This window comes from Kitasatospora sp. GP82, assembly GCF_029892105.1.
In the GTDB taxonomy this organism is placed as follows: Bacteria; Actinomycetota; Actinomycetes; order Streptomycetales; family Streptomycetaceae; genus Kitasatospora.
This window is the reverse complement of sequence record NZ_JARZAJ010000018.1, coordinates 1-18,444: the sequence shown is the minus strand read 5'-3', so window position 1 is coordinate 18,444 and position 18,444 is coordinate 1. Positions and strand designations below refer to the sequence as shown.

At 71.4% G+C, this 18,444-nt stretch carries 14 protein-coding genes; 8 read left to right on the top strand and 6 right to left on the bottom strand.

Translation table 11 applies throughout. From position 1 onward, the window contains the following. The first annotated feature begins 387 nt into the window (after positions 1–387). The 4 genes from P3T39_RS20245 (at position 388) to P3T39_RS20230 (ending at position 6,087) form a co-directional block, all read left to right on the top strand. Entirely contained in the window at positions 388–1,647 is a 1,260-nt protein-coding gene (locus P3T39_RS20245; RefSeq protein ID WP_280699742.1) for an SAV2148 family HEPN domain-containing protein, read from the top strand. Positions 1,648–1,835: 188 nt separating this feature from the next. Next, complete coding sequence (gene efeU, locus P3T39_RS20240; RefSeq protein WP_280699740.1) at positions 1,836–3,917, top strand: iron uptake transporter permease EfeU; 2,082 nt, start codon at positions 1,836–1,838, stop codon at positions 3,915–3,917. After that, positions 3,917–5,203 (top strand): iron uptake transporter deferrochelatase/peroxidase subunit, encoded by a 1,287-nt coding sequence (gene efeB, locus P3T39_RS20235; protein ID WP_280699738.1) that lies wholly within the window; start codon positions 3,917–3,919, stop codon positions 5,201–5,203. The genes efeU and efeB overlap by 1 nt, the downstream gene beginning before the upstream one ends. Before the next feature lie 182 nt (positions 5,204–5,385). Continuing rightward, on the top strand, positions 5,386–6,087 hold the full coding sequence (locus P3T39_RS20230; RefSeq protein ID WP_280699735.1) for a 3'-5' exonuclease: 702 nt from the start codon (positions 5,386–5,388) through the stop codon (positions 6,085–6,087). A gap of 317 nt (positions 6,088–6,404) precedes the next feature. On the opposite strand, the gene P3T39_RS20225 is transcribed toward P3T39_RS20230, so the two are convergent. Next, entirely contained in the window at positions 6,405–7,364 is a 960-nt protein-coding gene (locus P3T39_RS20225; RefSeq protein WP_280699733.1) for a polysaccharide deacetylase family protein, read from the bottom strand. Positions 7,365–7,477: 113 nt separating this feature from the next. After that, entirely contained in the window at positions 7,478–8,362 is an 885-nt protein-coding gene (locus tag P3T39_RS20220) for an aminoglycoside phosphotransferase family protein (RefSeq protein ID WP_280699731.1), read from the bottom strand. 440 nt (positions 8,363–8,802) lie between these two features. Between P3T39_RS20220 and P3T39_RS20215 the strand changes: the two genes are divergently transcribed. From P3T39_RS20215 to P3T39_RS20200, 4 genes are all read left to right on the top strand, one after another. Further along, complete coding sequence (locus P3T39_RS20215) at positions 8,803–10,983, top strand: MMPL family transporter (RefSeq protein WP_280699729.1); 2,181 nt, start codon at positions 8,803–8,805, stop codon at positions 10,981–10,983. Positions 10,984–11,294: 311 nt separating this feature from the next. Beyond that, positions 11,295–11,504: a cold-shock protein gene (locus P3T39_RS20210; RefSeq protein WP_280699725.1), complete on the top strand. Its 210-nt coding sequence runs from the start codon at positions 11,295–11,297 to the stop codon at positions 11,502–11,504. 230 nt (positions 11,505–11,734) lie between these two features. Continuing rightward, entirely contained in the window at positions 11,735–13,453 is a 1,719-nt protein-coding gene (locus P3T39_RS20205) for a DEAD/DEAH box helicase (protein WP_280699723.1), read from the top strand. Between the two features lie 159 nt (positions 13,454–13,612). Beyond that, on the top strand, positions 13,613–14,116 hold the full coding sequence (locus P3T39_RS20200) for a hypothetical protein (protein WP_280699721.1): 504 nt from the start codon (positions 13,613–13,615) through the stop codon (positions 14,114–14,116). 21 nt (positions 14,117–14,137) lie between these two features. Here the strand turns inward: P3T39_RS20200 and P3T39_RS20195 are convergent, their stop codons facing one another. From P3T39_RS20195 to P3T39_RS20180, 4 genes are all read right to left on the bottom strand, one after another. Beyond that, the gene (locus P3T39_RS20195; RefSeq protein WP_280700004.1) at positions 14,138–14,878 is read right to left on the bottom strand and encodes a sirohydrochlorin chelatase; all 741 of its coding nucleotides are present in this window, start codon (positions 14,876–14,878) and stop codon (positions 14,138–14,140) included. Between the two features lie 153 nt (positions 14,879–15,031). Next, positions 15,032–16,009: an ABC transporter permease gene (locus P3T39_RS20190; RefSeq protein WP_280699719.1), complete on the bottom strand. Its 978-nt coding sequence runs from the start codon at positions 16,007–16,009 to the stop codon at positions 15,032–15,034. Continuing rightward, complete coding sequence (locus tag P3T39_RS20185) at positions 15,996–16,799, bottom strand: ABC transporter ATP-binding protein (protein WP_280699717.1); 804 nt, start codon at positions 16,797–16,799, stop codon at positions 15,996–15,998. Before P3T39_RS20185 ends, P3T39_RS20190 begins: the two co-directional genes overlap by 14 nt. Positions 16,800–16,941: 142 nt before the next feature. Continuing rightward, positions 16,942–18,093 (bottom strand): aliphatic sulfonate ABC transporter substrate-binding protein, encoded by a 1,152-nt coding sequence (locus P3T39_RS20180; RefSeq protein ID WP_280699715.1) that lies wholly within the window; start codon positions 18,091–18,093, stop codon positions 16,942–16,944. Positions 18,094–18,444 lie beyond the last annotated feature (351 nt).

Genomic DNA, 18,444 nt, shown 5'->3' with positions numbered 1-18,444 from the left:
CCTTGTGATGACGAGAACTGGTGCCCGATCGGGCCTTGCCCGGCAGGACGCCCCGCCATGTACGACCCGAGCGCACCGTGATGTACGGCACACGGGGCATCCTCTCCAATGGCCGCCCCCCAACCGTGCTCATTCGTCCGTTGTTCGCCCGAACGGGTGTCCATCGGTCGATTTCGAGCCGCCCGCGGCATGTCACCGCCGCTTCCCGGAAGGATCGTTGTCCGGTCAACGGGCTGCGTCCCGTGCGGCCCGGGCAGTACCCTTGATCGTCCGGTGCGCTCCGGGCCCCATGCGGAGACAGGCCCTGCCAGGACCGCCAGGGTTGAGACTGTGTCAGCAGATGGTCCGTCGTTCCAGGTGGGTCCGGACCGAGAGGTGAGGTAGCGCATGGTGGTCCCCGCAGACGGCCGGGGCGGTCCCGAGGGCCCCGGGCGGAGCGAGGCGCCGACGGTGGTCATGCACTCGTCCCCGCCCGGCCGGATCGCCATCCCCACCCAGTCGGGCCCGCCCGACGGCCAGCCCCTGGCCTGGTCCGGCGACCAGTGGGAGCTGGCCCACCAGCGCGTCCGCCTCGCCGGCCGCGCGTACGTCTGGCTCAACCTGGTCGAGCAGCGGCTGCGCGCCCTGGTCGGCGAGGTGCTGCGCCCCGTGTACGCGCCCGCCCACGGCGAGGACTGGGTCACCGCCGCCGCCGGACCGGCCGGCGAGGAGTGGGTCTACCGGGCCGGTGCCGTCCGTGAGGTCAGCCGCCGCAAGGGCTACCTGCTGGACCCGGCCGACGACGACCCGCTGGTCTTCCTGACGCTCCCCCAGCTGCGCGAGCTGATGGTGCAGCACTGGCCGTGCTTCGAGCCGTACGTGCTCGACCGCCGCGAGGTCGAGATGGCGCTGGACGAGCTGGAGGTCGCCCGGCACGTCGTCTCGCGCAACCGCAGTCTCTCGCAGACCGTGCTGGCCCAGACCGAGCGGGCCGCCGCCCGGCTGCTGGCACTGCTGGACGGCGGCACGGGCGGGGTGCCTGCCGATGTGGTCGAGCAGCTGATCGCCGGGCGCTACGCCGACGTGGTCGCGGTGCACGCCGACCGCGTCAGGCTCCAGCGCGACCTGCCGGTCGAGGACCTGCTGGAGGGCGCCCGGCGGCTGGACGCCGTCGGCATCGGGCTCGGGATGCTCTGCCAGAACTACACCGGCAAGCGGCTGATCCGGCTCGCGGCCGAGGGCTGCCGGGTGCGGCTGCTCTTCCTCAACCCGGCCAGCAGTGCGGTGCGCCGACGCGAGCGTGAACTCGGGCTCGGGCGAGGCGAGTTGGCCCGCTCGATCGAGATGAACATCATGCATGTGCGCCGGGTCCGGGCCCGGCTGCGCGACCAGGGCGGCTTCGAGATCCGAGTGTTCGACGAGACTCCCCGGTTCACCGCGTACCTGGTGGAGGGCCCCCGGTCGGTGGCCTCGGCCGGTGGGCGGCGGCGCTCGGAGGGTCTCGGGGTGGTCCAGCCCTATCTGCGGCGCTCCCGGGGCATCGAGTCGCCGGCACTGGTGCTGCGCGGCGGCGCCGGGCAGGCCCCGGGCGGGCAGGAGGCCGGGCTGCTGGAGATCTACCGCGAGGAGTTCGAAGGGGTGTGGGCCGACTCACGCCCCGTCTCCTGAGGCTCCGTCCATCCCGGGGCGGGAGCACGCCCCGTCTCAGGTTTTGCCATTCCGATCTGTCGGCTTGACTCCCCCATTACTAAGGCACGCCTAAGCTAAGTGGCCGCGCCCTGGACAGTTCCTGTCCGGGGCGTCGCTTCTGAAAAACAGGCACGGCCGGGCTGGCCCCGGGGAGGAGAGCCCTCGACATGTGGGACGACGCGTTTCCCAGCTTTCTGATAGGCCTGCGTGAGGGCCTGGAAGCCGGGCTGATCGTTTCCATCCTGGTCGCCACCCTGGTGCGCTCCGACCAGAAGGCCCGGCTGCCCCAGGTCTGGACCGGTGTGGCGGCCGCCGTGGCGCTCGCGCTCAGCTTCGGCTCGGTGCTCACCTTCACCGCCGCCAAGCTCTCCGGCTCCACCCAGGAGGCCTTCGGCGGCACGCTCAGCCTGATCGCCGTCGGCTTCGTCACCGCGATGGTCTTCTGGATGCGCAAGTCCGCGCGCAACCTCTCCTCCGAGATCCGCGAGAAGGTCACCGCCGCACTCGCCATGGGCGCCGGGACACTGGTCCTCACCAGCTTCCTGGCCGTCGGCCGGGAGGGCCTGGAGACCTCGCTCTTCCTGTGGAGCACCATCCAGACCGCCCAGGAGTCGACCGGTCCGCTGGCCGGCGCGGCCGTCGGCCTGCTGCTCGCCACCGGCCTGTGCTGGGCGCTGTACCGCCGGGTGCTGAAGATCAACCTCACCAAGTTCTTCACCTGGACCGGCGCCGTACTGATAGTCATCGCGGCCGGCGTCCTCAGCTACGGCCTGCGCGACCTTCAGGAGTCGGGCGTGCTGCCCGGCGGCACCTCGTACGCCTTCGACCTCAGCAAGCACCTCGACGCCAGCTCCTGGTACGCCACCCTGGTGCAGGGCGTGTTCAACCTGACCGTCACCATGACCGTGCTCCAGGTGCTGGCCTACGTCGCCTATCTGGCGATCGTGATGACGCTCTTCGTCCAGGGCGTCCGGGCGACCGCCGAGCCCAAGCCGGCCGAGCCCAAGGCTGCCGAGCCCGAGCCCGCTGCCGGGCCGGTCACCGGACAGACCCCGGCCGCCGCTGCCGAAGAGGCTCCCGCCAGGACCGGCCGGCCGCGCTGGCTGCTCCCGGCCGCACTGGTCGCCGTCCCCGCCGTGGTCGCCGGCGCGGTGATCGCCGTCAGCGGCGGCAAGCCCGCCGACAGCGCGACCGTCGCCGTCTCCGAGGAGGACTGCGGCAAGGGCTTCACCACCCCGCAGCCCGGCCAGCAGGTCTTCCAGATGCACAACACCGGCACCAAGACCTCCGAGGTCTACCTGGTCGACCCGGCCAACGGCGCCGTCTACGGCGAGATCGAGGGCCTGGCCCCCGGTACCACCCGCGCGCTGACCGCCACCATCGGCTCCGGCGACTACGCCTGGCGCTGCGTCCCGACCGGCGGACAGGCCGTCACCTCGGCCGCCGTGCACGTCACCGGGGGCTCCGACGTCAAGGCCGTCGTCCCGGTCTCCGAGGACGACCTCGCCGGTCCGCTGACGCAGTACAAGGCGTACGTCACCAAGGGCCTGGCCACCCTGCTGACGCAGACCCAGCAGCTCCAGTCGGACATCCACGCGGGCAACCTGGACGCCGCCCGCGCCGACTGGCTCACCGCGCACACCCAGTACGCCTCGCTGGGCGCCGCCTACGGCACCTTCGCGGACTTCGACAAGAAGATCGACGGCCGCCCCGACGGACTGGCCGACAAGGCGCAGGACAAGGACTTCTCCGGCTTCCTCCGCCTGGAGTACGGCCTCTGGCACAACCAGGGCGCCGCCGACCTGACCCCCCTCGTCGACCAGCTGGTCACCGATGTGGACGGTCTCGGCAAGGCCTTCCCCACCCAGGACTTCGACCCGACCGACCTTCCCCTGCGCACCCACGAGATCCTGGAGAACGCCCTCCAGTTCGAGCTCACCGGCGACACCGACCAGGGCAGTGGCACCAGCCTGGCGACCGCCCAGGCCAATGTGGCGGGCACCCAGGAACTGCTGACCGTCCTTCAGCCGCTCCTCCAGTCGCGCGCACCCGAGCAGCTGGCCAAGGTCAACGCCGGCATGATCCGAATCAACGGGCTGCTCACCGCCGCACACCGCCCGGACGGCAGCTGGACCCCGGTGGAACAGCTCGACTCCACCGCCCGGCGTCAGCTCAACGGTGCCGCAGGGCAGCTGCTCGAAGATCTCGCCAACGTCCCCACCCTGCTCGAAATCCGGAAGGCCGCCTGATGCCCGACCAGACCTCCGCCACCGGCTCCTGCCCCTTCGGCTTCGGGGGCGGCTCGGACCGCCGCAGCTTCGTCAAGGCCGCGCTCGGCGCGGGCGCCGGGGCAGCCGCGGTCGCCGGGGGTGCGCTCGCCCTCGGCGCCGCCCCGGCCACCGCCGACAGCCAGAACCGGGGCAAGACCGGGACCGTCTCCTTCCACGGGTCCCACCAGGCCGGCATCACCACCCCCGCCCCCGGTTACGCGATCTTCGTCTCCTGCGACGTCGTCGCCCAGGACCGCAAGGCGCTGGAGGACCTGTTCCACACCCTGACCGACCGGATCCGCCTCCTCACCGCAGGCGGCACCCCGTCGAACCTCGGCGTCGGCGCGCCGCCCTCGGACAGCGGGATCCTCGGCCCGGTGCTGCCGACCGACAACCTGACCGTCACCGTCGGCGTCGGCGCCTCGCTCTTCGACGGCCGCTTCGGTCTGGCCAAGGCCAAGCCCGTCAAGCTGAACCCGATGAAGACCTTCCCCAACGACAACCTTCAGGCCGCCGAGCTGCACGGGGACCTCTCGCTGCAGATCTGCGCGGACAGCCAGGACACCGTGCTGCACGCACTGCGCGACATCGCCCGGCACACCCGGGGTGCGATGCAGATCAAGTGGCGGATCGACGGGTTCCAGAGCCCCGGCCGACCCGACGGTGCCCAGCGCAACCTGCTCGGTTTCAAGGACGGCATCGCCAACCCGGACACCACCTCCTCCCGGGCGATGGACAAGCTGGTCTGGGTCACCGACGGCATGGGCGAACCCGCCTGGGCGGTCGGCGGCAGCTACCAGGTCATCAGGATCATCCGGATGCTGGTCGAGTTCTGGGACCGGGTCTCGCTCGCCGAGCAGGAGAAGATGTTCGGCCGCCGCAAGGACACCGGCGCTCCGCTGGACGGTGCCAAGGAGACCGACACGCCGGACTACGCCAAGGACCCCAAGGGCACGGTCATCCCGATGACCGCCCACATCCGGCTCGCCAACCCGCGCACCGACCAGAGCGAGGAATCGCGGATCCTGCGCCGCGGCTTCAACTACGACCGGGGCATCGACAGCGTCGGCAACCTCGACATGGGCCTGGCCTTCTGCTGCTACCAGCAGGACGTGGTCCGCCAGTTCGAGGCCACCCAGACCCGTCTGATCGACGAGCCGCTGGTCGACTACATCTCGCCCACCGGCGGCGGCTACTTCTTCGCGCTGCCCGGAGTGCAGGACAGCTCGGACTGGCTCGGACGCGGACTCTTCACTTCTGTCTGACCAGGCCAGGCACGAAGAATCGTTTCTGTGGAACGACTCCCTCAGGGGCACCGCTGATCGCGTGTGCGACACCTGACCCGGCCCCGGTACGACAGTACCGGGGCTGCGTCGTGTCCTGGCTGTCACAGGCACCCGCGATGATGGGGTGCACATCACGGCGAACGGACGGAAGGACACCCCAGATGAGCTGGTGGAAGGAGCCACTGGTCGGCTTCGACCTGGAGACCACGGGCACCGATCCGGCACACTCACGGATCGTCACCGCCGCCCTGGTGGACACCCTCGGCGGCCGGGCCGAGCGGTCCTTCGGCTGGCTGGTCGACCCCGGCGTGCCGATCCCGGCCGAGGCCGCCGCGATCCACGGCATCACCGACGAGCAGGTCCGCGCCCACGGCCGCCCGGCGGCGGAGGCGATCGAGGAGATAGCCACCGCGCTCTGCGAGCGCCTGGCGCTCGGGCGTCCGGTGGTCGCCTTCAACGCGCCCTTCGACCTCTCGCTGCTCGACGCCGAGCTGCGCCGCCACGGCCGTCCGGGCCTGGCCGAGCGGCTGGGCGGCAGCGTCGGCCCGGTGGTGGACGCCCTGGTGATCGACCGTTCGGTGGACCGCTACCGCCGGGGCTCGCGCACCCTCCAGCACGTCTGCGAGGTGTACGGGGTCGAGCTGGCCGACGCCCACGAGGCGGGCAGCGACGCCCTGGCCGCGATCCGCGTCGCGGTCGCCCTCGGCGAGCGCTACCCCGCCCAGGTCGGCGACCTGACGCCTGAGCAGCTGCACGAACGCCAGATCGACTGGCACCGCGACTGGGCCGAGGGCCTCCAGGACTGGCTCCGCAGGGGCAAGGACGCGGAGGCGGTGATCGACCCGCGCTGGCCGCTGCGCTAGGCGCCCCGTCGGCCGCCAGCCATGCAACTCCCCAGCGGGCGCGGGGAACTGCGCGCTCAACCCTTCCGGAGCCGCAGGCTCACTCGGCCATCAGCCATGCAACTTCCCAGAGGCGGCGCGGGGAACTGCGCGAACAACCCCCTACGAGCGTGCGGGGTTTCTCGCGCAGTTCCCCGTGCCCCTGGACAGCGCATGGTCGCTGTGGGTGCAGTTCCTCGGGCCCCTGGGAGTTGCATGGCCGATGTGGGCGCGGTTCCTCGGGCCCCTGGGAGTTGCATGGTGCGAGGTGGGTGCCGTTTCTCGGCCCCGGGATGTTGTCAGCAGGCGGGGAAGTCGAAGGTGTAGCCCTGGGCGGTCAGCCAGGGGAGCAGTTGGCGCAGGGCTGCGACGGTCTGGCTGCGGTCGCCGCCGCCGTCGTGCATCAGGACCACGCCGCCGGGCTTGAGGTTGTGCTCCACGTTGGCGACGATCGCGGCGGCTCCGGGGCGGGCCCAGTCGCGGGGGTCGACGGACCAGCCCAGCGGGCGCATACCGTTCTGGGCGGCGATCAGCTCGTTCTCGGAGCTGAAGTCCCCGCCGGGTGCGCGGAACCAGGAGACCTTGGTGCCCGTGCCGCCCGCCTTGGTGATCATGTCCTTCGCGGCGGTGATCTCGAACACCTGCCGGTCGTGCGGCAGGGTGCGCATCGGCTGCGGGTGGTCGACGGTGTGGTCGCAGAGCCGGTGCCCCTCGGCCAGGATGCGCTTGACGGTGGCGGGCCTGGCGGTGGCCTGCGGGCCGATCTGGCAGAACGTGGCGTGCGCGTCGTACTTGGCGAGCAGGTCGAGTATCTGGTCGGTCGCGGGCCCGGGGCCGTCGTCGAAGGTGAGCGCGACCGTGCGGCCGCCGGAGGCGGTGCCGCGGACGATCGAGGTCGGGGTGCCCGACGCCGGCGGCGGCGCGGGCGTCGAGCTCGCGGCCGGTGCGGAACTCGGGCTCGGGCTCGGCGTCGAGCTCGGGGTCGGACCCGGGTCGGTGCTCGACGTGTTGCTCGCGGTGGGGCTCGGCGTCGAGGAGGTCGCGCCGGTCGAGGGTGTGCCCGGGGCGGCGGCGGGTGTGGCAGCCGCTGTACCGGACGAGGGCGCCGCAGAGGTGTGGGGCGCGGCCGAAGTGGCGGCCGGGGCTGTGGCGTGGGTCTCGGTGGGCCCGCAGCCGGCGACCAGCGCGGGCGCGAGCAGCGCCGCCAAGCCGTAACCGAGGGTGTGCGTGAGACGTGACCGGGGGTTGGGTATCCGCATGGGCAACGGCTCCTGACGTCGTACTGGCGGCCCGGAAGTTTGCGGGCGGCAGTCGGTACGACGCCCGAAGCGGGGGTGCGGTTCCGTAGGTGCGTACGAGGACGACCCTTGAGTCAGAAGGGAAACCAGCGCACTGCGTACTGCCCGCCCCAAAGCGAGTGTACGCGGCGGCGGAACTCGGCGAGGGCTGCCGGATTGCCGGGAACCTGCTGGGCGACCCAGGCGGCGCTGGCGGTTTCCCGGGCACCGCGGAGCACGGGGAAGCCGGACCAGTCGCGGACGTCCCAGCCGTAGGCGGTGGTGAAGGCGAGGTACTCCTCGGCGGGCACGCCGTAGCGGTCGTGGCTGAGGGCGAGCACCACCAGATCGTGTTCGCGCAGGTCAATGGAGACGTTCTCCAGATCGAGCAGGACGGGGCCCTCGGCCGTGAGGTGGACGTTGCGCGGCAGGGCGTCGCCGTGGATCACGCCGGGCGGCAGCTGCGGGTCGAGCTGCTCGATCGCGGCGGCGAACTCGGCCTTGCGGTCGCGCAGGAAGGCGACGTCGGCCGGGTCGATGTGACCTTCGGCACTCGCCAGCCAGCGCTCGACCGGGGCGAGCAGATCGCGGCGGCCGAGTGCGAAGGGCGGTGCGGGCAGCCGGTGCAGGGCGTGCAGCAGTGGTGCCAGATCGGCGGGCCTGGCCGGACGGACCGCGGGGGCGAGCCGGTGCCAGAAGGTGACGGGGTGTCCGTTCGCGAGGGTGGGCTCGGGCAGGTACGGCCGGACCACCTGCACGCCCTGCCCGGCGAGCCATTCGGCGACGGCCAGTTCGCGGTGGCTGCGCTCGGCGAGTTCGGGGCCGCGCCCGACCTTGGCCACCACGGCCGGGTCCTGGAGGTCGAAGACGGCGTTCTCGCCGAGGGCCAGCAGTCGGGCGTCCAGCGGTGCGGGCAGCCGGGCCGCCGCGCAGGCGGCGGTGAGCAGGGCCCGGGCGCGTGCTTCGTCGAAGGTGGTCACGGAGTGAATCATGACCCAGACGCCTTCGGGGCAATGTCGTCGCCCGCTCAGGACCGCACTGCAGGGCCCCGGGAAAGCCGCAGGTGGCGAGCCGCGAGTTGGTGGGTCCGAGGGCGCTGAGGGGATATCCCTACTCCTTAAGGAGTGGTTCTCCTTCTTCAGGGAGGGGGCGGGTCCACCCTGAGGGGGAGGCATCTCCACCCGGAGCACGAGGTGCCGGAGGGGGTCCTCGGGCGAGGATGGAGCGGGGCCGGTTCGAGGCCCCCAGGGGGCACGATCCAGCGGAACCCACTTGCCGGGCGGCAAGTAAGGTCTCGTAGGATGTTCACAGATACTTACCTGCCGACCGGCTAGAGCCATGCTCTGCCCCGGTCCTACCGTCGCCCGGTGTCCCGTCCCCCAAGGGCTGCGGTGAACCATGCCCAGGAGGCACTACGAGCATGTTCCACCGAATTGGACAATTCGTCGTCAGGCGGGCGTGGTGGGTGATCGCCGCCTGGGTGGTCGGCATGATCGCGATCGCCATGACCGCGCCGACCGTCACCGCGCAGAACGACGAGAGCGCCTTCCTGCCCAAGCACTACGAGTCCATCCAGGCCTCCCAGTTGCAGGAGAAGGCCTTCCCGGCCAACTTCACCCCCGGCGCCATGCTGCTCTTCGAGCGCTCCGACGGCGGCAAGCTGGACGCGGCCGACCAGACCACTATGAACAAGGTGGTCCAGGGCCTCGCCGACAAGCACATCAAGGATGTCGAGAAGGTCATCCCGGTCGGCCCGCAGAGCATCTCCAAGGACGGCAAGTACGCGCTGTCCATGGTCGCGATCGACAAGACCGTGATGCAGAAGCCCGAGGCCGCCGATGCCGCCAAGGCGCTGCGCGAGGAGGGCGCCAAGCTCACCGACGGTTCGGCACTGAAGTACCGGGTCGGTGGCCCGGCGGCGGCGAACCTCGACGCGAAGGACTCCTCGGGTCTTGCCAACCTCCTGATCGGGATGGGCAGCTTCGTCCTGATCCTGCTGATCCTCGCGATCATCTTCCGCAGCATCCTGATCGCGCTGGCGCCGCTGCTGCTGATCATGGTGGTGGTCTCGCCGACGGCCAACGGCCTCATCAACTACGCCACCAAGCTCTTCGGGCTGAAGGCCGACAACACCATGTCGGCGATCCTGATCGTGGTGCTGCTCGGTGTCGGCACCGACTACTTCCTCTTCCTGATGTTCCGCTACCGCGAGCGGCTGCGGGCCGGTGAGGACCGGAAGACGGCCGTGGCCAACGCGGTCGGCCGGGTCGGCGAGGCGATCACCTCCGCCGCCGGTGCCGTGACCGCCGCCTTCGCGGTGCTGGTGCTCTCCAGCCTCGGCATGTTCAAGGCACTCGGCCCGGCGCTGGCCATCGCGGTCGTCACCACCGCGATAGCCTCCGTCACCCTGGTGCCCGCCGTGCTCTCGGTGATTCCCGCCAAGGGGCTGTTCTGGCCCGGCAAGAAGTGGATGCAGGAGCCCGCGGGCGCCCGCTTCAAGGCCCTCGGCAAGATGGTCCAGCGCCGCCCGGCCATGGTGGCCGCCGTCTCCGGTGGCATCCTGCTCGCCCTCACCCTGGCCGCCCTCGGCTACAAGGGCACCTTCGACCTGGCCGGCAGCTCGATGCCGAAGGACAAGGAGTCCATGGTCGTCCAGACCAAGCTGATGGACGCCTTCTCGGCGGGCGCGGCGGACCCGAGCCACATCTACCTCACCAGCACCACCGACGGTGCCAAGCTCGACGCGGGCGCACTGACGACCTACGCGGGCAAGCTCGCCGAGGTCCCGGGTGTCGCCCAGGTCCAGCCGAAGCCGCAGCTGAGCAAGGACGGCACCACGGCGGACTTCACCGTCCTCCTCAAGGACGACCCCGCCAGCAACGCGGCCATCGACACCATGGGCAAGCTCCGGACCACCGCCCACGCTGACGCCCCGGCCGACACCAAGGCGTACGTCGGCGGCATCACCTCCGTGTACAAGGACATCAACACGGCGATGGCGCACGACTACAAGCTGGTCTTCCCGATCGCCGGGCTGCTGATCATGCTGATCCTCGGCCTGCTGCTGCGCAGCATCGTCGCCCCCTGGTACCTGATGGCCTCGGTGGGTCTCGGCTTCGGCGCCACGCTCGGTGCCACCAGCCTGGTCTTCCAGCACTTCGAGAGCCAGCCGGGCCTGATGTTCATGCTGCCGATCTTCATCTACCTCTTCGTGGTGGCGATCGGTACCGACTACAACATCCTGATGGTCGCCCGACTTCGCGAGGAGGCCGCCGAGGGGCGCTCGCCGCGTGAGGCGGCGGCCGAGGCGATCCGCCACGGCGGGCCGACCGTCGGTGCGGCCGGCTTCATCCTGGCGGCGTCCTTCGCCACCTTCATGCTGGCGGGCAACGTCCTGTTCAGTGAGATCGGCTTCTCGATCGCCTTCGGCATCGCCGTGGCGGCCTTCGTGATGGCGCTCTTCTTCACCCCGGCGCTCACCGCGCTGCTCGGCCGCGCCGCATGGTGGCCGGGCCACGGTGCGATGTCCGGGCACGGCGCCCCGGCCCCGCAGGCCGCGGTCCCGTACGAGGACGACCGGGAGCCCGCAGGCCGTCGTTGACGGTGAGCGGTAGCCCGTAGTGCAGGGGAGGGGGCAGGCGGTGATCGCACCGCTTGCCCCCTTATCCGTGCAGGTAAACCCGGTGGGGCCGCACTGTGGCGAGGGAAACTTTTCCGATCATTTGACTGCCCTCCCGTGCTACAGTCGAGGCAGTTGCAGTTTTGGTTCCCATGAACGTATGTGTGCGCCTGCTGGTTACCAACCCAACAGGCGCATTTGTTTTGTCCGGTGTTTTGTCTCCGGATGGGGATCGCGGCTACATGGGGCCTACGAGGTGTAGGTCCCGATGCCCCAGAAAGATGGAGACGGTTATGGCTACCGGCACCGTGAAGTGGTTCAACAGCGAAAAGGGCTTCGGCTTCATCGAGCAGGAGGGTGGCGGCCCGGACGTCTTCGCCCACTACTCGAACATCGCCGCCCAGGGCTTCCGTGAGCTGCTCGAGGGTCAGCACGTCGAGTTCGACGTCACGCAGGGCCAGAAGGGCCCGCAGGCCGAGAACATCCGCGTCATCAACGGCTGACTTTCGGCTCACGCCGACAGCTTGTCGCGAAGCGAGGGCCCGCGCCACACGGCGCGGGCCCTCGCCCATGCCGCCGAACGGCCGGGGCGGCGACTACTCCACCCTGACGGCCGACCTTCCCCCAGCCTCCGGCTGGGGGTGCCCCTTTGGACCGTCGCCACGGCACCCGTGATCCTCTGCGATCATCACGCGGGTACCCGCGGCCGTCGGCCGACCAGGATGGAGAATCCATGACCACCCCTGCCCGCCCGCCGCGCAACCGTTCCACGGACCGCCCGCGCGCCACCGACCGCTCCCGCACGGCGGACCGCACCCGCAGCGGTGACCGCACCCCGGCCGACCGCTCCGGCGGCAAGGACCGCGCCCGCAGCTCGTCGGGACCGCGCCGCGCCCCGCGCGCCCGTACGGCCGCCGCGCCGCAGGCAGCCGAGGACTTCACCGTGGTCGAGGGCACCCCGGCCCGCCCGGCCGCCGAGAGCTTCGCCGAGCTGGAGATGCCCAAGGCGCTGCTCTCCGCGCTCGCCCGGGAAGGCGTCACCGAGCCCTTCCCGATCCAGGCCGCCACCCTCCCCGACTCCATCGCCGGGCGCGACGTGCTCGGCCGGGGCCGTACCGGCTCCGGCAAGACCCTCGCCTTCGGCCTGCCGCTGCTGGCCCGTACGGCCGGACAGCGCGCCTCGGCCCGCCGCCCGCTGGCGCTCGTCCTGGTGCCCACCCGCGAGCTGGCCCAGCAGGTCACCGACGCGCTCACCCCGTACGCGAGCGCCGTCAACCTGCGGATCACCACCGTCGTCGGCGGTATGTCGATCAACCGGCAGTCCAACGCGGTGCGCCGCGGCACCGAGGTCCTGGTCGCCACCCCCGGCCGGCTCGACGACCTGATCAACCGTCAGGACGTCCAGCTCGACGAGGTCCGGATCACCGTCCTCGACGAGGCCGACCAGATGGCCGACATGGGCTTCCTGCCGCAGGTCACCAAGCTGCTCGAACAGGTCGCCGAGGGCGGGCAGCGGATGATGTTCTCCGCCACCCTGGACCGCAACATCGACCGCCTGGTGCGCCGCTTCCTGACCGACCCGGTCACCCATTCGGTGGACCCCTCGGCCGGTGCGGTCACCACCATGGACCACCACCTGATCCAGCTGGACCCGGCCGACAAGGCCGAGGCCACCGCGCGGATCGCCGCCCGTGAGGGCCGCGTGATCATGTTCGTGCACACCAAGCACGGCGCCGATCGCCTGGCCAAGCAGCTGCGCGCCCACGGCGTCCAGGCTGCCGCCCTGCACGGCGGTAAGTCCCAGCCGCAGCGCAACCGCACCCTGGACCAGTTCCGCGACGGTCAGGTCACCGCGCTGATCGCCACCAACGTCGCCGCCCGAGGTATCCACATCGACGGCCTCGACCTGGTCGTCAACGTCGATCCGCCGATCGATCACAAGGACTACCTGCACCGCGGCGGCCGCACCGCGCGCGCCGGCGAGTCCGGCACCGTGGTCACCCTGGTGCTGCCCGAGCAGCGTCGTGAGGTCAACCGGCTGATGTCCACGGCGGGTATCCAGCCGACCGTCACCAAGGTCCGCCCCGCCGACTCCGAGCTGAGCCGGATCACCGGTGCCCGTACGCCCAGCGGCGTCGCCGTTCTCCCGATCGCGGTCCCCGGGCAGTCCGCCCCCGCCGCCCCGGCGGACGGCACCGCGGCCCCCGCCCGCCGTCGGGCGCCCAAGCGCTCGGGCCTGCCCGCCGATGTGGACGCCAACGGCAATGCCAAGCGTCCCCGCCCCAAGCAGCGTTTCGGCGCCCCCGGTTCGGGCTCCGGCGAGGGCGGCGGCGCCGGCCGCCGGACGGCTGCCGGCTTCATCGGCAAGTCCTCCGGCCGCGCCAAGCCGGGCTCCGGCGCCAAGAGCGGCTCCAACTACGGCACCGGCCGCCAGCGCCGCAAGAGCGACTGACGGCACGCCACACGCCATGATCCCCCCGCGCGCCGGCCGTGCGGGGGGATCGGGCTTTCCAGGGGCTGAGACCGGTCGGTCCGAGGCCCGAAGTGGGTGAACGCTCCTCGGTGGCGCCCCGCACAAGACGTGGTCCGGAACTTCGGTGGAGGGGAACGGATGGAACTCGGCACTCGGCTGGCCAGACAGGAGGCCCGCCTCGACGAACTGGTGCGGGCGCTCGGACTGGAGTGGACGGACCCGGACGACCCCCGGGTCGCGGCGCTCGGTGAGCGGCAGCCGCACTACCCGCAGTACCACCGCATCGGCCACAAGCGGCAGTTGGCCGTACGGGAGCTGACCGGAAAGCGGGCACCGGTCGAGCAGCACTACCGGCTGGTGGTACGGGCACTGGTGGCCGATGACGATCCGAGCTCGCCGCGGTGGCTCGCCGCCGTGCTGGTCGCGGCGGTGGGACGGCGGCGCGTGCAGGAGAGCCTGCTGCGGGCGGTCGAGGAGGGCGACCCGTACCAGCAGGTCTGCGCGGTGGGTGCCTGGCGGTGGGTGCAGTCCCCGCTCGACGATGCGAGCGGGGAGCGCTTCGCGGCTGCCCGCCGTGATGCTCTGACGAAATGCCAGGATCCGTGGGCTCGGGAGCAGTTGACGGCTGCTGACACCAGGTAGGCGCTCGGAGCCTCCGACCGCTCAGGCGCTCAGGGCGACTGCCGCGGTGAGGGTACGGGCTCGGTCGTAGCGCTGGAGGAGGAGACGGGCGATCTCAGGGGCGGCACCGAGAACGGGGGCGAGGAGATCGGCCCCGGTGGCGGCGTCGGCGATCCGGTCGGGGAGCAGGCCGGGCGCCAACATGTAGGGGGCGACGGCCACTTGGCGGGCGCCACGGGCACGCAGCGCCGCGATCGCGTCGGGCACGCGGGGCCCGGCCGCCGAGGCGTAGGCGACCTCGACGGCGGCCCAGCCACGGGTTCGCTGCCAGTCGGCGGCGAGCGCCCGGGTGGCGGCGTCGGCGGCGGGGTCGGAGGAGCCGGCCGCCGCCAGCACCACCCCGGTTCGGGCGCGGACGGCGGCGGAGTGCACGTCGGGACCGGCCTCGGCGAGGCGGCGGTCGAGAGCGTCCAGCAGCAGCGGCGAGGGTCCGAGGACGTCCGCGAGCGGCAGCTCCCCGCCGGCCTCGCGCAGGGCGGCGGGGATGTCGCTCTTGGCGTGGAAGGCCCGGTTGAGCAGCAGCGGGACGGCCACTGCAGGGGCGCCGTCGAGACGGCCGACGACCTGGGGGATCCGCGGGGCGCAGTGGTCCAGGTAGGCGGTGGCCACGTCCGACCCGGGGCGCATCGCGCGGAGCCGGTGGACCAGGGCGTCCACGGTGGCGGCGTGGCGGGGGTCGCGGCTTCCGTGGGCGATCAGCAGCAGGGCGGGCTGCTCGGGCAGAGCGCGGCAGTCCGCGCCCGTGCCTCGGCCTGGGGCGAGGCGGGAGGCGGGCGGGGCGGACGGCCTGCTCATGAACATGTGCGGCCCTTCGGTGAGGTCGGTGGAGCGGTGGAGCGGTGGTGCGGTGGTGCGGTGGTGCGGTGGCGGCCGGGGTCAGCGGTTGGTGACCAGCAGGCCGCGGCTGCGCAGCACGCGGCGCTCCAGCGGGGAGAAGATCAGCAGGTCGATCGCGATGCCGACGAAGAGGATCAGGATGATGCCGAGCAGGACGCCGGACATGTCGTTGAACTCCCGCTGGTTCTCCAGGTAGCGGCCGAGGCCGAGGCCCAGGTCGGGGGAGGAGGCGATGAGTTCGGCGGCCATCAGGGAGCGCCAGGAGAAGGCCCAGCCCTGCTTGAGGCCGGCCAGGTAGCCGGGGAGGGCGGCCGGCAGCAGGACGTGGCGGGCGCCGGCGAGTCCGGTGGCGCCCATGGTGCGGCCTGCGCGCAGGAAGAGCGGCGGGATCTGGTCGATGCCGCCGATCAGGCCGTTGGCGATGGACGGGACGGCGCCGAGCAGGATGACGGCGTACATCGCCGAGCTGTTGATGCCGAGCCAGATGACGGCGGCGGGCACCCAGGCGACCGAGGGCAGCGACTGGAGGCCGGAGAGGATCGGCCCGATCGCGGCCCGGACGGACTTGATCCGGGCGACCAGCAGTCCGATCGGCGTGCCGATCACCACGGCGGCGACGAAGCCGGAGACGCCGCGCCAGACGCTGGTCCAGATGATGGAGAACAGCGTGCCCTGGGTCCACAGGTCGGTCAGGCTCTGCCAGACCATGCCGGGGCTGGGCAGCTTGTAGGTGTCGGCGAGCTTGAGCTCGAAGGCCAGCTGCCAGGCGCCGAGCACCAGCAGGACGGCGATCGTCGGGGGGAGGACCTTCTCCCGCAGGGTCTGGGTGAACGGGGTGTGCTGGACGACGACGCTGTCCAGCGCGTCGAGACCCGCACCGACGTCCTCGGTGGTGACCGGAGCGCCCTTGGACAGGTCGGCCCCGGCCTGCACGTGCTGGTCGGAGGCTTCCTCGACGGGTGTGGCCTCGACGGGTGCGTCCTGGACCGACCCGGGGGCGGTGTCAGTGCTTGCCATGGCGGCGGATCTCCCCACGCAGTTCTTCGGTGATCTCGATGGACAGGTCGGCGACGCCGGAGGATTCGATGCGGCGCGGCTGGGGCAGGTCGATGCGCCACTCGCGGGCGATCCGGCCGGGGCGGGAGGAGAGCAGGACGACGCGCTGGGCGAGTCGGACGGCCTCGCGGACGTTGTGGGTGACGAATAGGACGGCCAGTTGCCGTTCGGCCCAGATCCGGGTGATCTCGTCGTGCAGGACGTCGCGGGTGATGGCGTCGAGGGCGGCGAACGGCTCGTCCATCAGCAGGACCTGGCTGCCCTGGGCGAGGGCGCGGGCCATCGCGACGCGTTGGCGCATGCCGCCGGAGAGCTCGTGCACGCGCTTGTCGTAGGAGCCGCCGAGACGGACCAGTTCGAGCAGGCGCTCGGCCTCGGGGCGGCGTTCGGCGCGTGGGACGCCGGCCAGGCGGAGGGCGAGTTCGATGTTGCGGCCCGCCGTCAGCCAGGGGAAGAGCGCGTGTTCCTGGAACATCAGCGCGGGGCGTGGGCCGGGCACCTCGATGGTTCCCGCGGTGGGCTTGTCGAGTCCGGCGACGAGGTTGAGCAGGGTGGACTTGCCGCAGCCCGAGGCGCCGAGCAGGGTGACGAACTCGCCGGGCGCGACATCGAGCGAGATGTCGTCCAGCACCGGGGTGACGGCGCCGGGTCGGCCGAAGGACTTGTGCACGTTCGAGAGCCGGACGGCGGGTCGGTCGCCGGGGACCTCGACGCCGGTGGCGGCCTGTGAGGTGGTCAGTGCCGGGGACATCCGGGCACCTCCTGCGTGAGTGGTCTGGCGGGGTGGCGGGGAGCTGGAGCCGGGGTCCGGCCCCGCTCCGTCCTGTGACTGGGCATCGACGGGAACGGAGCGGGGGCGCGGACCACGGAGCTGAAGGACCTTGCGGGGAGGGTTACTTGGCGCTGAGCCCGGCGTCCGCCACGGCGGGCAGGCCCTTCTCCTCGAGTACCTTGTCGAGCAGGGTCAGGTCGTAGATCCCGGCCAGGCTGGGCTTCTTGAGCAGTCCGGCGGTGACGGCGTGGTCGGCTTCGGCCTGGAGGGTTCCGGCCAGCGGGTCGTCGAGGAAGTCGATGTCCTTCCACGCAGGGTCGAGGATCGCCGGGTCGAGTGCGCTGCCGGTGTCGGCCTTGAGCTGTGCGTTGGCGTCGGCCTTGGCCCGCTCGGGGTCGGTCTTGATGAAGGCGTTGGTGTTCACCGAGCCGCGCAGGACGGCCTCGACCACGTCGGGGTGCTGGTTGAGGAACTTCTGCGAGACGATGATGTTGGTGATCACGAACTTGCCGTCGGGCCACAGGGACTTCTCGTCGAGGAGTTCCCTGGCGCCGAGGGTGACCAGCTTGGAGGCGGTCGGCTCGGGCACCCAGGCGGCGTCGATGGAGCCGGACTTGTAGGCGTCGGGGGTGACCTTGTTGTCGGTGCGGACCACGGAGACGTCGCCGGCGCCGGTCTGCGGGTCGATCTTGTAGCCCTTGCCCGCGAGGTAGTTGAGGAGTGCGACGTCCTGGGTGTTGCCGAGCTGCGGGGTGGCGATCTTCTTGCCCCTGAGGTCGTCCGGGCTCTTGATCCTGTCGGGGTTGACCACCAGCTTGACGCCGCCGGAGGCGGAGCCGCCGATGATCTTCAGGGAGTGTCCGTCGGACTTGGTGTAGCCGTTGATCGCGGGGGAGGGGCCGATCCAGCCGATGTCGATCGAACCGGCGTTGAGTGCCTCGATCTCGGCCGGACCCGCGTTGAAGGTCTGGGTCTTGATCCGGGTGGCGCCCAGTTCCTTCTGGAAGATGCCGTCCTTGAGACCGACCAGTGCGGTGCCGTGGGTCAGGTTCGGGAAGTAGCCGATCTTCACGGTGTCGGCGGAGAGCTTCGCACCCGAGGCGGCGGCAGCGGCCGGGGCGGCGTCCGTCTTGTCGGCGCTCTTGGAACCGTAGCCGCAGGCGGAGAGCAGGCCGACGGCGGTCAGGCCCGCCGCGGCGGCTGCGGCGGACCGTCTGATCCGGCCGGAGCCGAGGCGTTTGCGGGTATGCGGGATCGCCGAGTTCGGTGCCATGGGAGTCGTCCTGTTCATGGAGGGAAGGTCGGAACGTGGTGCTGACGGCATCTCGGATGCCGGGCAAGCCGGGCGGTCGGGGAGGAACGGCCCGGTGACAGGGGTTCAGCGCCCCTGTCCGCCTGCACATCGGTTCAGACCACCCTGGCCGCTGCCACGGGTGCCGCTGCCGATGCGGCCGCCTTCCTTGTCCATGCCCGAGAACGCCTCGCTGGGCATCAGACCCAGTCCTCCTCGTCGGGTGCGTCGTTGCCTGCGGTCCCGAAGGCCTCGCCCGCCATGCCGGCGGTGAGGGTGGTGCCGTCGGCCGGGTCTATCAGGAGGAACGAGCCGGTGCGGCGGTTGTCGGCG